The sequence below is a fragment of the Paenibacillus sp. genome (assembly GCF_048976745.1).
Lineage (GTDB): Bacteria > Bacillota > Bacilli > Paenibacillales > Paenibacillaceae > Paenibacillus.
The window spans coordinates 1461517-1476343 of the sequence record NZ_JBHGUU010000006.1 but is presented as its reverse complement, the minus strand read 5'-3'; the positions used below and the strand labels follow the sequence as shown (position 1 = coordinate 1476343).

General features: G+C 45.3%; 14 protein-coding genes and 1 riboswitch. All 14 genes read left to right on the top strand.

The features are described 5' to 3' along the window. The first annotated feature begins 97 nt into the window (after nt 1-97). The 14 genes from ACE3K2_RS13120 (at nt 98) to thiS (ending at nt 14825) form a co-directional block, all read left to right on the top strand. A complete protein-coding gene (locus tag ACE3K2_RS13120) occupies nt 98-1576 on the top strand; it encodes a serine/threonine protein kinase (protein ID WP_421890558.1) in 1479 nt (492 codons plus the stop codon). Nucleotides 1577-1602: 26 nt separating this feature from the next. After that, nucleotides 1603-2619 carry an SAF domain-containing protein gene (locus tag ACE3K2_RS13115; protein ID WP_421890555.1) on the top strand — a complete coding sequence of 339 codons (1017 nt, stop codon included), beginning with the start codon at nt 1603-1605 and terminating at the stop codon, nt 2617-2619. A 76-nt stretch (nt 2620-2695) separates the two neighbouring features. After that, complete coding sequence (locus ACE3K2_RS13110) at nt 2696-3409, top strand: hypothetical protein (protein ID WP_421890552.1); 714 nt, start codon at nt 2696-2698, stop codon at nt 3407-3409. Next, on the top strand, nt 3406-4236 hold the full coding sequence (locus tag ACE3K2_RS13105; protein ID WP_421890549.1) for a hypothetical protein: 831 nt from the start codon (nt 3406-3408) through the stop codon (nt 4234-4236). Before ACE3K2_RS13110 ends, ACE3K2_RS13105 begins: the two co-directional genes overlap by 4 nt. 7 nt (nt 4237-4243) lie before the next feature. Further along, nucleotides 4244-6070: an ATPase, T2SS/T4P/T4SS family gene (locus tag ACE3K2_RS13100; protein WP_421890546.1), complete on the top strand. Its 1827-nt coding sequence runs from the start codon at nt 4244-4246 to the stop codon at nt 6068-6070. Continuing rightward, on the top strand, nt 6060-8126 hold the full coding sequence (locus ACE3K2_RS13095; protein ID WP_421890543.1) for a hypothetical protein: 2067 nt from the start codon (nt 6060-6062) through the stop codon (nt 8124-8126). Before ACE3K2_RS13100 ends, ACE3K2_RS13095 begins: the two co-directional genes overlap by 11 nt. 62 nt (nt 8127-8188) lie before the next feature. After that, nucleotides 8189-8674 (top strand): hypothetical protein, encoded by a 486-nt coding sequence (locus ACE3K2_RS13090; RefSeq protein ID WP_062834890.1) that lies wholly within the window; start codon nt 8189-8191, stop codon nt 8672-8674. 16 nt (nt 8675-8690) lie between these two features. After that, on the top strand, nt 8691-9089 hold the full coding sequence (locus ACE3K2_RS13085; protein ID WP_421890540.1) for a hypothetical protein: 399 nt from the start codon (nt 8691-8693) through the stop codon (nt 9087-9089). After that, nucleotides 9086-9637: a hypothetical protein gene (locus ACE3K2_RS13080; RefSeq protein WP_421890538.1), complete on the top strand. Its 552-nt coding sequence runs from the start codon at nt 9086-9088 to the stop codon at nt 9635-9637. Before ACE3K2_RS13085 ends, ACE3K2_RS13080 begins: the two co-directional genes overlap by 4 nt. Then, the gene (locus ACE3K2_RS13075) at nt 9624-10607 is read left to right on the top strand and encodes a hypothetical protein (RefSeq protein WP_421890535.1); all 984 of its coding nucleotides are present in this window, start codon (nt 9624-9626) and stop codon (nt 10605-10607) included. The genes ACE3K2_RS13080 and ACE3K2_RS13075 overlap by 14 nt, the downstream gene beginning before the upstream one ends. A gap of 137 nt (nt 10608-10744) precedes the next feature. Continuing rightward, nucleotides 10745-12295 carry an ABC-F family ATP-binding cassette domain-containing protein gene (locus ACE3K2_RS13070; RefSeq protein ID WP_062834886.1) on the top strand — a complete coding sequence of 517 codons (1551 nt, stop codon included), beginning with the start codon at nt 10745-10747 and terminating at the stop codon, nt 12293-12295. Nucleotides 12296-12370: 75 nt separating this feature from the next. After that, a riboswitch (TPP riboswitch) is annotated at nt 12371-12480 on the top strand. A gap of 346 nt (nt 12481-12826) precedes the next feature. Then, the gene (locus tag ACE3K2_RS13065) at nt 12827-13375 is read left to right on the top strand and encodes a thiamine phosphate synthase (RefSeq protein ID WP_421890532.1); all 549 of its coding nucleotides are present in this window, start codon (nt 12827-12829) and stop codon (nt 13373-13375) included. Nucleotides 13376-13389: 14 nt separating this feature from the next. Then, the gene (thiO, locus tag ACE3K2_RS13060; RefSeq protein ID WP_421890529.1) at nt 13390-14625 is read left to right on the top strand and encodes a glycine oxidase ThiO; all 1236 of its coding nucleotides are present in this window, start codon (nt 13390-13392) and stop codon (nt 14623-14625) included. Then, nucleotides 14622-14825: a sulfur carrier protein ThiS gene (thiS, locus tag ACE3K2_RS13055; RefSeq protein ID WP_421890527.1), complete on the top strand. Its 204-nt coding sequence runs from the start codon at nt 14622-14624 to the stop codon at nt 14823-14825. The genes thiO and thiS overlap by 4 nt, the downstream gene beginning before the upstream one ends. Nucleotides 14826-14827: the final 2 nt, after the last annotated feature.

Here is a 14827-nt window from a genome sequence, read left to right as displayed (position 1 = left end):
TGAGGGAAAGCATCCCGAAGCGAACGAACCGGCTATCCGGTCTGTTCTTCTTCGGTGAAGCTTTCCCTTTTTGTTGTGTATTGAAGGAGGAATTGGTATGAGACATCCGGCCAGGCTGGAACGCGGAAGCCTGCTGGGAGGTAGATATCGTATCGTATCCATTCTGGGAACAGGCGGAATGAGCCATGTATACGAGGCGGAGGATTTGAAGCTGCCGGGCAAGATATGGGCAATTAAAGAAAGTGTGACCGCTATGCCATATGAAGGCAGCATGGAGACAGAGGCTGCTCTCCTGACATCTCTTCGTCATCCAAGATTACCGCAGATTGTTGATTTTTTTGTCCCGGATGAAGATGGGTACACGTACTTGGTGATGGAATACATTGAAGGGTTAACGCTTAGTGAGTATTTCAAGCAGTGTCGCGGGAAGATCCCGATGGAGCAGTTAACGGGGCTGGTGCTTCAATTGCTGGATGTGTTGAGTTATCTGCATAATCTGAATCCACCTGTCATCTATAGGGATCTGAAACCATCCAATATCATGATCACCCCGGAACATGAAGTAAGATTAATCGATTTTGGCATCGCCAGAAGTTACAAACCGCAAAGTGCCGAAGATACCGTCAAGTTGGGAACAGCTGGTTTCGCCGCTCCAGAACAATATGGCTCGGGTCAGACCGATGCCCGTTCGGATCTATATGGACTCGGAGCATTGCTGCTGTACCTTATGACTAGTGGGGCCTATACGGAATGGATTCAGGGTGTGGAAAGTTCTATCCGGAGTGATGTTCCACGGACGTACATCCCTGTGGCAAGAAGACTGTTAAGGTATAATGCCGAGGAACGATTCCAATCTGCCGATGAGGTGCGGAAGGAACTGCTCCGAATACCCGGTGGAATATCGCCTGGTGGAGATGCAACCATAACCTTGAATGGTGGAACAAGAGTTATTGCCTTGACTGGTGCTTCATCTGGTGTAGGGGTTACCCACACCGCTATAGCTATCAGTCATTATCTCGAAAGGCAAAACTTCAAAGTAGCTGTGATTGAAATGTCACCTCGCTCTCAATCCTTTGCAAGAATTCAACAAATCGCTCAAGCGGGTAAACCGGTGCCAGCAGGCAGACAGTTTGCAGTGGATGGTGTGCATTATTGGAAACAATCCGGGCGAGCGGATATATTGTCTTTGCTTGGGGGGAGTTATCAATTCATCGTGATGGATCTCGGTAGTGGTCAGGACCAGAATCGGCTGGAAGAATTTCTGCGTGCAGATCTGCCGATTGTGATAGGCTCAGGTGCCGAATGGAGACAGGCGGAGATTGGCGCTTTTGTTCGATCACATCATCGGTATCCTCAAGAGAAATGGATATATTGCCTGCCCCTGGCAGCAAGTGAAGCAGTTCAGCGCATTCGTAAAGCTCTGGATACATCGAGTGTGTATGGTCTGCCGCTACATATTGATCCTTTTGACAAGGATGCACAGATGGATAAGGTGTTTTCTCATATTTTAATGCATATGATGGCACAGCAGCCCAAGAAACGTTCGTTCTTTTCACGAAGGAAAGTACATGATTAGACGAGATTACGAAAGGAGAGCCTCTTTTGTCTAAATTAAGAAAACAAAGCCGTCAACTGATCTATGCCGGGCTTATTGGAGCAGGAGCTGTAGGGTTGGTGTTCGGAGGATATATTATTTATAATGTCAAAACGATGGGGGATGTCAGGTCAGCCGTAGAAGCCCGGTATTTATCGGCATATGAGGAAAAGGAAGCTGAGTTAAAGCAACAATGGGATTCGGGAGCACAAGGATGGGTCACAATTCGGGATATTGAAGCAGGTGAACCGATATTACCGGAGGATCTGAAGCTCATTGCTGTTCCGGATGCACAAGCACCACGAAATCTCTGGTCCAGTACCAAGCAGATGGAAGGCCAAGTGGCCAAAATAGAGTTGAAAAAAGGAACAGCCATAACCACTGAGATGGTATATGAGGATACACCGGCTCCGCCTGATTTAAGAAATCGAGAGCTGCAAGTTGTATTGCTGCCGTCCTCACTCGTTAAGGGAGATATTATTGATGTTCGTATCCAATTCCCTACCGGACAAGACTATGTTCTTTTATCAAAGAAGAAAGTGGAACGACTCAATGCAGCTACCTTATGGATTACGATGACGGAAGAAGAGATTCTGTCACTCTCAAGTGCAATTGTAGATGCCTATTTACATAAAGCTTCAATCTATGCCTTAACCTATGTAGAACCACAGTTTCAGACACCTGCAATCGCGACGTATCCTGCGAATTCAGAAGTGTTAAAACTGCTGGAGAGTGATCCAAATATTGTTCGACGAGCCGAACAGGAGTTATCCAGACAGGTGCGAAGTTCGCTTGAAAGTTCACTGGCTGCTTCCATGACAGCACCATCCAAAGGAGTGGAACAGGATGTGGCACAATCCTCAGTTACCTATAATAGTCGCCCATCAGCCAATAATCCGGCAACATCGGATGGAGTGATGTGGAATGATGGTTCAGGAAACGGAGCAGGAGCTAATTCTGGAAGTGTAAATGATCCTGAAGCTTCACAAACAGAACAGCAGAGCTTGCTAACGGGCGGAGAATAGAGCAAAAACCGAGGTTTATTTTAGGAAAATTCAGATAACAGAGAGTTTTAGAAAAAGGAAAGGAGTTGTAACATCTATGTATACATGGATCTTTGCGGGTTTATGTGAGAAGAATGATCTGATGTTATATCTTTGCAAGATATTGGCTTCGACAGGCAACAAGGTCTTGCTCGTAGATGGAACCTTACAACAGAAGTATGGGTACGGTGTAGGTGACAGTCAGCAGTCTTTACGAATTACCGAATTTGAAGGATTTGATATTGCTTGTCATTTTGTTACTTCAGCAGCTGTTGAGAATCATCTTGAAGTAAATGGTGAGCGATTGGACAGTTACGACTATGTGTTATATGACATGGAGACTTCACATTTTGCTTCACGTAATCTCTGGCTAACTGCTGATGTAAGAGTCTGGGTGAGTGATTATGAGCGTTACAATCTGGAACGTGGCAAGGGTTGGTTGAAGCGATTGCTTGAAGAACAGTCATTGCCTGGTGAGCTGTCATTTCAGCGGCTCTTAATTAACGGGGTTGATTGCAAACTTGAAGCTCGTTATCTGTGGGCATATCTGGAGGGCAGTCCATTTGTGTGGACAGGAGAATCCTTAGTGCTTCCATGGGATGAGTTAACAGCAGCGGTTAAACTTGAGAATGAGCATCATCGCCGAGTTCATCTGGGACCTTTGTCGCGAAATTACAAAAAATCGTTGTGCCGCGTGGTCGAGCAGTTAACAGGTTGGGAAAGTGTTCGCAGTCGCCGTGCGATGAAAGAAGCAGAGAGGATGAGAGCATGAGTACCATTACCTTTTGGAGCCCTTTTGCAGGAACGGGATGCACTTCAAGTACATTAATTAGTGCTTATGCGATGGCGCTTCACTACAGGACAAGAGTGTTACTTGTTAATGCAGGCCTTGCTGGAACTGGCACAGAAGCTGCTCTACCATCCAAAGATTCGAATTCAGCGGATTTTATGTTCTCCTTCGAAGAAGGTGGCTGGGATGCGATTGAACGGCTGCATTCGAGTGGAAGTCTGAATAAGCACAATCTTAGGGATTATACCAAGCCACTTCTGAAGGAAAGACTTGATTTCCTGACTGGAAGAATTGATGAGATGGAACGTTCCCCGCAGGAACAGGGTGAGACTGTGAAAAAGCTGCTGAAAGTAGCTAACGAGTATTATGATCTGGTTCTTCTGAATGCGGATCATGCTGATGTCGATTTGCAGCTCAAGCTGCAACAAGCGGACTATGTTGTCATTAATCTCGATCAAAATATGCGAAATCTGGAGTTGTTCTTTGAAGAGATTCTGCCAGCACGAATGAACAATAAGAATATGCATGTTGTCATTAACAAATACGATTCTCACTCCCGTGCAACGCTTTCCAATATTCGGCGCCAGTTCAGATACAAAGGTACGATCTCTGCGATCCCGTACACAACTGGTTACCTGGATGCAATGAATCGGCGAGATGTCGCCAGGTACTTGCAGTTGGAAAGTTTGACTGAGGATAAGGATATTCGTAAAGGGAGCTTTGCTGCAAGCATGAGCGAACTCGCTCGCCTGATTATGGACGGTGCAGGTATGCGCACAGTTCTGAAGAGGCTGGAAAGGGGAGCCTGAACCTCCGATGCTCTGGAATACCATATGGATAAGTTTAATTCTGATTCTGTGCCTGACGTATATCTGGTTCAAGTATAGAACACTTCTTCGTGATAAGAATGCCCGTGTTCCTGAACAGGAATCCTTCACGATTGACACGCTGATTGAGAAGGTGAAGAACTCACTTCATGAGCTTAGTCATAGTCAACTCGCGGATGCAGGACTGCACGAAGAAGAATATCGTCGAAGAATCAATCAACGTACCGAGATGAGAAAAGCGCTGAAAGGCTGTGTCTCAGGCAGTATCAGCGACAAAACGTATGTCAAAAATCTGATAGGGGATTTGCTGACCCGAAGCATAGGTCTGAACAAATCCAATGTAGATGAAGTTATTTTGTTTGCAGAAACAGATTTGTTGACAATCCAGGACCGATTCGAAATTGTGTTTTATCTGTACCGACAGCAATTCGGTGTGGATGCACTCTCCCGATTGATTGATACCTACGATCTGGGAAGGCTGAGAATGGAGGAGGGTACGGACGACGGAGGGAGTTATTATATATCCGAGGAAGACATTCACTATGTTTTCGAGTGCGAATATCGAGAGCTTGGATTCAGAGAAAAGATTGATATCATCGTACAGCGTATCTACCAACATTACAAAGGGTTCTCGGTTGTTGATGAGATCAGGGACCAACGTATTGATGGCGTTAGTGGTGGTGTCAGCGGTATGCTTGATGCTGTTCATAATATGGGACTTCAAAAACCGGCATCATGGAATGATTTGCTGGATCAAGGACTGGAGGATGATACACATGAAGAACCGCTTAGCGGTATGGAAAGTGTCTGGATTTTTTATAAAGGTAAGTCCATTCATCTAGCCTTTCTGTCATTTGGCAGCATCCGAGAACTGAAAAGGGTATGCCAAAATATATACAAATACAATTATCCGGGACAGTTGTCTGAAGCAAGTGGATACAAGGTGAACGAGATGAAAGACGGCTCCCGAGTCGTAGTTGTCCGTCCTCCTTTTGCAGAATCGTGGGCATTCTTTGTCCGGAAGTTCGATATTCCGAATGCTTCACTTGAACAATTAATTACGGGTAACAACGCAGATCTGCCAATTACATTACTTCAATACCTGATGAAAGGAAGCCGTATCACAGCTGTAACCGGGGCACAGGGTTCTGGTAAAACAACGTTGCTTATGGCTATGGTCAAACACATATATGCATCGTACACCCTTCGGGTGCAGGAGATGGCGTTTGAACTTCAATTAAGACGGATCTATAGCCGACGTAATATCTTGAGTTTCCGAGAGACTGAACATATTTCAGGTCAACAAGGGCTTGATTTGCAGAAAAAAACGGATGGTACTGTCAATATTCTTGGTGAGGTTGCGAGTGATGAAGTGGCCGCATGGATGATTCAAATGTCTCAGGTCGCCAGTTTGTTTACCCTGTTTACCCACCATGCCAAAACGTTCCGTGATCTGGTTTTCTCTCTCCGTAATTCCTTGCTCAAGACAGGTATGTTCCAGCATGAGCATATTGCTGAGGAGCAGGTTGTGAGTGTCATCAATTTCGATGTTCATATGAAGAAAGATGCTGAGGGACGAAGATATATCGAACGTATTACGGAATGTCTTCCTCGTGCGAATCAAGGTGATAACGTGGAAGAGAGGGCAGGTTTTACATTTCGTAATGTTGTGGAGTACAGAGATGGAGATTATGTTGCAACAGCTCCAATCTCTTCTGGAAGCATGATGGATATGCGAGAACAGATGACATTACAGGATGCCGAGAAATTTGAACAGTTTATGAAGCAACACTGGGGTGATCAGCATGACAATTAAATGGATTCTGCTCTTCGTATTAAGTATTTGTGCAGGAGGACTGCTGATCACACTTCTGGTTCTAAGTATGTTACGTCACAGAGGAGGTGGTACAACAAGTCAATCCGGCGTTATTCTAACTCCCGGCGGGAAGGGATTTAAGGGACTGGGACCATTTTTGTTGCAGTCCTACCGTCTTGGAATGAAAGTCCCACTGTTATCTGCCTATATTCTACAAGTGCAGAAGCGTATTTCATTTCGACATGTAGGGGATGAGCCTTCACTTCGAAGACTGACGATGTCTGTGGTACTGATTATCCTGGGAGGCTATGGAGGCATAAGTGTCATTCTGTTTCTTCTGCAGCCGGGTGTCGCCTTTGTCATATTGTCCGTGCTCTGTGCGGTGGTTCTAAACAGTCTGGTACTAGATATGTGCCTCAGTCGAATGGAGAAGAGGTTGTTGGTGCAGATGCTGGATATCTTTGCAGACGTAAGGCATCGGTATCATCAGCATGGCATGGTTGAGGAAGCGCTCTATGAAGCCGCTGAAGCAGGTACAGGAGAAGCAGCAGAACAGGTAAGACTAATCTATGAAGCTTTAACTTCCCCAGATCCGAATGAAGCACTTGAACGTTATTATGAAGTGGCTCCCAACCGTTTTCTGAAAGGATTCGCAGGTATTTCCTATATGGTGATGGAGTTTGGGGATAAGGACAGAGCACAAGGCTCTATATATCTTAAAGGACTCGGTAACCTGACTCAGGAGATTCATCTAGAGATATTGAGGCGTGATAAATTGGATTACCTGCTCAAAGGACTTAATATCATCGCGCTATCTCCGGTATTATTCACCGCTCCGATCGAACGCTGGGCTAGAGTCAGTTTCCCAACGATGGATGAATTTTACCGCAGCAAAATTGGTTTTGTTACCAAAATATCGATCTATGTCATCATCATCCTTGCCTATTTGCTGCTGCAAAGGCTCCAGCAATACGATGAGACCCGTTACCGGTCAGGGCATAAGCGTTCACGGTTGGATCAGTTTCTGTACAAACAAACGTTTATACGGAAATTGGCGATGTTGTTTGCAGCGAAACCTGGCAGTACACAGTACAGTCAAACGATACGTCTGATGAGGGAGAGCAGCTCAGAGTTGAAATATGAATGGCTTGCCATTCGTCGAGTGATGTTATTCGCAAGTTGTTTGGTTCTTACAATGGGTTGCATCTTGCTGTTGCATCAGGTTGAACGTAATCACATCTTGCATGATCCGATCCGGGATGACCGAATGTTTGGTGCAATGGCTGAATCGGACCTCAGGAAGGCCGAGGAAAAAACAGCGTTGGATCAATCCGTGCTGGAAAGTGTAGAAATGAACCGAGGAGCTACATACGAAGACATCTCCAATGCGTTACAGCAGTTATCTCCCGTTCAGCTGGATCATGACACCCAGGCGGAGACGATCGCACGCATTATGCAAAAACTTGAGGTGTATAACAAGCAGTATGTACGCTGGTGGGAAATGATTATAGGGATTGTCATGGGTGTAGCAGGGTACTACATGCCCATATGGCTCATGTTATTTCAGCGGAAAATGCGAAAATTGGATATGCGACATGAAATCTATCAATTTCAGACAGTGATATCCATTTTGCGTGAGATGGACCGGATGTCAGTTGAAGAGATATTGGAATGGCTTAATCGATTTGCTGCCATTTTCAAGCGTCCGCTGCAAAAATGTTTGTTGCATTTTGAACATGGGCCAGAGCATGCACTTGAACAATTAAAGGAAGAGGCAGGCTTGCCTGAGTTCCAGCGACTGGTTGATAAATTGCAGCTTGCTCTTGGCAAAATCTCAATACGTGAAGCCTTCGATGATCTCGAGAGCATGATGGCATTTTATTTTGAACAACGCAAGCAAGAGTACAGCAAAATGATAGATGTAAAAGCATCATGGGGAAGAACCATTGGATTTACACCCATGTATGCACTTATCTTTTTGTATCTGGTCATTCCATTGGTCGGTATGAGCTTCTTGCAGATGAACATTTATTATGAACAAATTCAGAAACTGTAGCACCATTCATTCGTGTGAAAGTCTGAAATATATTAATAACTTATAACTTGGGAGGATTTATCATGAACAATGCATCAAGCGCTTTAAAGGTGGCAGCAGGGATATTTTTGACAATCGCTCTGATCACAATTGTAGTTCTGTTATTTATTTCGGCTCAGGAGGCAACCAAGACGGCCCAGAACAATTTTGCTGATATCCAAACCGAGTTGTCCCAGGCCGCATTTACGGTGTATGACGGAACAACCATCAGTGGATCGCAGGTTACGAATGCACTGCGTAAATATGCTGACAAGGATCAGTTCGGTATTCAAGTTATTACAGGTAAAAATAAAGCGGGTCAATGGTACGGCAATCAATTAAACATTTCACAGGATCTCAATAATGCGGATTATGGCTCGGTTATTGCACCTGACGATAAAGTGGGGATTATTAACCAGACCATGAGCGAAAAAGACAATCAATATGTCAATCCAAGTGGTAAATTCAAAGCGATTATCGTAAAAGACCGTTCCAACGTGGTAAGAGGGCTAATCTTCCAGCAATCCTGACAGGAGTTGGTTTAACATGTCCCAGAATACCCAGCATCTTATGTTGTTTTGTACGGCGGTTGTCCTATTTGTGACAGCCTGCCTGTACGGGCAACAGAATGTTAAGATTTTATCAGCTTCATTGAACGACAGAGTACGGACAACAGCAGGCATGGAAGGTCGTCTGACAACAACATTGCATACCACCAAACCATCTCAGTATAGTGGTGCGGAAGTGTTACATACCGTGAGACAGATGACGGGCACAGGCATACCTGTAGAGGTAGACGGGACTTCATATGTGATCGATACACTAGTCAGCAAAACAGCGACTATTCCTGTCCAGCTCGATGCCATCTACAGACCTGAGTTTATACGAAATGAAACTGGAGAACTGATCAAGATTGTTTTTTGGAAGGAGGCCAGTGTGAATTGATTAATGCCGCATCCAAGTTACTTGCCGTATTGCTCGCAGTCCTTCTGCTCTATGTGTATCCAGCTGCTGAAACAGCCGATCGGCAGGATGATATAACACGTATGACGGCTGTTCAGAATGTAACACGTTTTGTCGATGCTGTCCGAACGAAAGGGTATATTTCACCTCGAATGTTGGCTGAGTTTGAGGAGCAACTGGCCCAGACGGGCAATCTGTATGAGGTGTCGATGGAACATTTACATAAGAAATATGTACCTCATTATATGGACCCGATGGACAAAAACAGTTTTACCGGGACTTATGAGGTTGTACAGGATGGATATTATTCGGCTCAGATTCGGGAGCGATTATTCCCGTCCTCAGGTGTGATCCCGGCTGATGATCCCGGCCGACGATATACGTTGACAACAGGGGATTTTTTCACAGTGACGCTCCAAAATACAAATCGTACGCCTTCCATGCTCATTCGTGAATGGCTCAGTGGTACGGCTCAGGCTTCAGCGGTATTTGTTACATATGGAGGTATGGTTCTCAATGAAGATTACTGAGCTATCCATTGTATTTGTAATGATCTTCTTTCCTCTCTTCTGGATCATCTCACTCCATACCCAAGATGCCGTAGAGGCTAATTACCTTGGATATCGATACAGATCTGCACTTCAAACTGCAGTCATGGATGCAGGTGCAGTCATGCATCAGAATGAGAAACAAAATGATGAAGCAGGTTATGATTCAACCAAGTTTGTTAAAGCGGACAAGGAGCTTGCCCTGTTAACATTTACTCAGACAATGGCTTTAAACATGGGGATTCAGGATGATCCCGCAGCTATTCGAAACATGTTTAATTACATTCCCGCAGTGGTTATTCTGGATTACGATGGTTATTATATGTTGTCCACAGAAACAGAGTTGACAGGTAACCGTGAAGATTCTTTCAGGCAAGTGTGGAGCCCCAAGAGACCTTATACATATTCAGATTCAAATGGGAGCAGTATTAACTTTACACTCGATGACTACGTATATGCTTACGACGCAAACGCAGGGAAGTGGATTGAGGGATTTCAAAAAGAACTGGCTTCAACCACACAGATTCCTTTACTTCAGGATACCAACGGATTTGAACAAGTTAGACGGAGTCGGATTGTGACTACTGTGCAGGATAATCTGGCTGATGTGATTAATCGCCATAATGAGTTTGCCAGAAAGAACGGTATTTCCTATATATTTACGATGCCCCTGATTGCGCAGGAAGATTGGTACAACTCCATAAATGATACAGGGATTATGGCCTTTATCCAAGGTATAGGTGTGGGTGACCAGAAGATCAACAATTACGCAATTGGTGGAGGCAGACTTGTGAAGAAGACGGCCATCGTAGGTGGGGTAGATCCATTAACAGGTATCAAGTACTACTATCCCTCCACATGTGATAATGGTTACCGTGCCGAAGAGGTATTCACAGACGCAAGACAAGCAGCTGCACAAGGCTATTTCGAATATAACTGCTCTAATCGTTAGCTTGCGAACATGACAAAATCTTGGAAGGAGTTCCTGAACTGTTTACATTACTTTCAGAAAAGACGGGACCTGTGCTAGAATAGGGGTTCGGAACCATAATAAAAGTAATGTCTAATAGATAGGAGCAACCTCATCTTATGAGTTTATTGTCAGTAGAGAACGTGAGTCACAATTTTGGAGATCGCACGTTATTTAAAAATGTATCGTTTCGTTTACTCGCCGGAGAGCGTGTAGGACTTGTTGGTGCCAATGGTGTTGGTAAATCCACATTAATGAACATCCTTACCGGTAAATTGCTTAAAGACAGTGGAAAAGTGGAATGGACACCTAAGGTCCGTTATGGATATCTGGATCAGCACACAAAGCTTACGCCAGGCAAAACGATTCGTGATGTGCTTAAGGATGCTTTCCTTCCGTTGCTTGAATTGGAAAAAGAAATGATGAATATTACGGACCAGATGGCAGATGCAGATCCAGATAAGCTGGAGCAGTTGCTGGAAGAGATGGGCGATATTCAGGAACAACTGGAACAGGGCGACTTTTATCTGATTGACGTAAAAGTTGAAGAGATGGCCAATGGTCTTGGTTTGTCTGCAATTGGTCTTGATCGAGATGTCGCAGCTCTAAGTGGTGGACAGCGCACCAAGGTGCTGCTTGCCAAGCTTCTGCTCGAAAAACCTACAGCTCTGTTACTGGATGAGCCAACCAACTATCTGGATGTTGAGCATATTGAATGGCTTTCACGTTACCTGAAGGACTACCCGCACGCATTTCTCTTAATCTCCCATGACACGGAATTCATGAATGAAGTCGTAAATGTCATTTATCATTTGGAATTTGCCAAATTAACGAGATACGCAGCGAACTATAACAAGTTCCTGGAGATGGCTGATATGAATAAAGCCCAGCATATTGATGCATACGAGAAACAGCAAGAGTACATCAAGAAACAGGAAGATTTCATTCAGCGTAACAAGGCGCGGGCTTCAACTTCAGGTCGTGCGAAGAGCCGCGAGAAACAGCTGGACAAGATTGAACGTATTGATCGCCCGGATGAAGCGGCTAAACCAACGTTCAAATTCAAGGATGCCCGCGCGAGTAGCAAAACGGTCTTTGAGGGTATTGATTTTGAAATTGGATATACGTATCCTTTGCTGCCCAAAATGACGATGACGATTGAACGTGGTGAGAAAATTGCCATTGTAGGCTGTAATGGTGTGGGTAAATCGACACTGCTGAAAACCATCCTCGGGAAAATATCTCCACTGAGTGGAAAGACCTTTTTGGGAGATTATCTCGAAACGGCCTATTTTGAGCAGGAGGTTCGTGCTGGAAATATCACGCCGATCGAGGATGTCTGGAATGAGTTTTCACATTTGACTCAGAATGAGGTCCGGGGTCATCTCGCTCGCTGCGGATTAAAGAATGAGCACATTACTCGTCCGCTCAACATGCTGAGTGGTGGAGAACAAGCCAAGGTTCGTTTATGTAAACTCCTGATGCGCGAAAGCAACTGGATTTTATTCGATGAGCCGACAAACCATTTGGATGTCACAGCCAAAGCGGAGTTGCAGCGTGCCTTGCAAGAATTTAAGGGAACGGTGTTGTTGGTATCCCATGAACCTGATTTTTACGAGGGTTGGGTTACGAAAACATGGAATGTCGAAGAGTGGTCTGAGAAAAACTAGACGATGTAAGACAATGTTTGACAGAAATGACGGTGACAAAAAAATCCGTCTATGGTAACATAGGCTACAACTTCATATGAACACTAGGGGGGCCGCACGATGCGGCTGAGATGGAAGAATGCGATTCTGGACCCTTTGCACCTGATCTGGATTATACCAGCGTAGGGAAGTGGCGAGCGCGTTTCAGTGAATGACGTGAGCAAACGGCAACTCGAAAGGATTTCAACCGTCTGCTCAACGATTTGAAACATGCAGTTCCGTGTATACCGTTAGGGCTATAAGGTCCATAGCCGGATTGCACGAAATGAACTGTATGCATCAATCAGTCATCTGGTCCTATAATTAATACGCAGCCACTCCCCTACGGGAGTGGCTTTTTTGTGTTCTCATAGAATTCACCCATGGAAGGAGAGGGATGGTACGTCAATTTCTCATGAACATGTTCACAAATCATTTGAATTGCATGTTGTATCTACGGGTGCAGGAGATCAAGCATCTTTTGTAAAAGCAGCAAGGGATGTTTGGCCATGGGTGGACTATATCCACATACGAGAGAAACAACTCACATGGCAAGATAAGATCGGTTGGGCTGAAAGTCTGCGTAGCGTTGGCGTTCCATCTTGTCGCATCGTTCTCAATGGTTCAGGGCTGTCCCCGCAGAATGACATCTATGGCGGTGTACATTGGGGGCAAGAGGCTTTACGCAAGTACAACTCCAATAATGATGTCATGAGCAATATGAAGCGACTTCGTCTGGGTGTATCTGTTCATTCCATCGAGGAGGCAAAAATCGCTGAAGAACGGGGAGCCGATTACCTTTTCTTCGGGCATGTCTACGTAACCAACAGTAAGCGTGGCCTAGAACCAAGAGGATTATATGCTCTTGATAAAGTATGCAGAGGTGTCTCCATTCCTGTCATCGCGATCGGAGGCATAGAGCCCAGAAACATCGACGCGATTCGCTCTGCTGGGGCACAGGGAGTCGCCGTGATCTCAAATGTATGGTCGAGCGATTCCCCGGATCGGGCAGCTGCATCACTAAGGCAGGCTATCGTTGCTACAGGAAGTCTAAGCCGGTGAAAGGAGATGAGAGGATGAATGAGATCGTAACGGGTCAGAACAGGAATCATGTCAGTCATCAACTGAACTCTGAAACGGAATCAAGAAGCAAAAGTGTACCTTATAATCCGGATAAGATTCATGCAGAAACGATTATTTTAGGCGGAGGTGTTGTTGGTTGTGCCATTGCATATGAGCTTGCTTCCCGTGGACAGGATGTACTATTGCTGGAGCGTTCGGCGATAGCAGGAGGCACTTCTTGCGCAGCGGCTGGAATGCTGGCGGCAGATAGTGAGGATTTTGTTCATCCTTTGATGGCTAAGCTTGCCAGACAGAGCAGGCAGTTACTTATTGAGCAACAAGCACTAATGGCGACCCTCAGCCGGGGAGAAGTTGGACTGCAACGCCATGGATTCCTGACTCCTTTTCGATCATACAGCGAATTAAGCCTCTATAAGAGCAATCGAAATTCTGCTTTGTCTGCTGATGAGGTGTGGTGGGATCATTCCACTGTGCAACAGGAGGCATCATGGCTTAACAGAGATACGTATGGAGCCTACTACAGACCTTATGAGAGTGAGGTTCTTCCAATCCATCTAACAAAGGCATACGCCGAATCCGCTGAAGCGTTGGGAGCGCGGTTTATGGAGGACATACAGGATATAAATGTACAAGCAAACGAACACGGCGTGCAGGGGATCACCACATCGATCGGTGAGATAACGTGCAAACATGTCGTTATAGCGGCTGGATTACAGAGTGAAGCATTGATGAAACATGTGAATCTGAGCTTACCTGTGTGGTCGGTAAAAGGAGAAATAGCTGCCGTTCAGTTCTCAGATGAACATGCAGGGTACAGACCTGACAGAACGGTTTATGCAGAGGATGTCTATATTGTTCCCAAAGCCAATGGCGAAGTTTGGCTCGGGGCAACCAGTCTGCCGGGCAGAACGGATTTGAATGTTTCTGTACAGGGTGTTCAGAAGCTGCTAACAGCGGCTACCCACTGGGTACCCGGGATGAAAGAAGCGCAATTTAAGCGAGCGTGGGCAGGTGTAAGACCGGCAACGCCAGATGGGCTGCCTTATATAGGTGCATGCAAGAGTATACCTGGACTGTTCGCTGCCTTTGGGCATTACCGTAATGGTATTTTGCTAAGTGCAATAACAGGCAGGCTTATCGCGGAGTTAATCGCTGGCAAAAGCTCAGAAGAACTCGGAATTGAAGCGCTGAATCCAGAGCGTTTGAACAGAAAGGGAGTGGTGCAGTGAATATCATCGTTAACGGTCAACGGATGGAGATTGAAGACAGCTTGAATCGAGTGGATAAACTGCTCCAATCATTTGACCTGCAAGTCAAGACTGTAGTTGTAGAGCTGAACAGGAACATCTTAACGCGTGAGTATCATGAGACAACGGCATTAAGAGAAGGCGATCGAATCGAGATTGTACATTTTGTAGGAGGCGGTTGATG

Bases quoted from the DNA above. Each gene is read 5' to 3' on its own strand.
- ACE3K2_RS13120 (WP_421890558.1), top strand. From the start codon at position 98: ATGAGACATCCGGCCAGGCTGGAACGCGGAAGCCTGCTGGGAGGTAGA.
- ACE3K2_RS13090 (WP_062834890.1), top strand. From the start codon at position 8,189: ATGAACAATGCATCAAGCGCTTTAAAGGTGGCAGCAGGGATATTTTTG.
- thiO (WP_421890529.1), top strand. From the start codon at position 13,390: ATGAATGAGATCGTAACGGGTCAGAACAGGAATCATGTCAGTCATCAA.
- ACE3K2_RS13085 (WP_421890540.1), top strand. From the start codon at position 8,691: ATGTCCCAGAATACCCAGCATCTTATGTTGTTTTGTACGGCGGTTGTC.
- ACE3K2_RS13095 (WP_421890543.1), top strand. From the start codon at position 6,060: ATGACAATTAAATGGATTCTGCTCTTCGTATTAAGTATTTGTGCAGGA.
- ACE3K2_RS13105 (WP_421890549.1), top strand. From the start codon at position 3,406: ATGAGTACCATTACCTTTTGGAGCCCTTTTGCAGGAACGGGATGCACT.
- ACE3K2_RS13075 (WP_421890535.1), top strand. From the start codon at position 9,624: ATGAAGATTACTGAGCTATCCATTGTATTTGTAATGATCTTCTTTCCT.
- ACE3K2_RS13070 (WP_062834886.1), top strand. From the start codon at position 10,745: ATGAGTTTATTGTCAGTAGAGAACGTGAGTCACAATTTTGGAGATCGC.
- ACE3K2_RS13100 (WP_421890546.1), top strand. From the start codon at position 4,244: ATGCTCTGGAATACCATATGGATAAGTTTAATTCTGATTCTGTGCCTG.
- ACE3K2_RS13110 (WP_421890552.1), top strand. From the start codon at position 2,696: ATGTATACATGGATCTTTGCGGGTTTATGTGAGAAGAATGATCTGATG.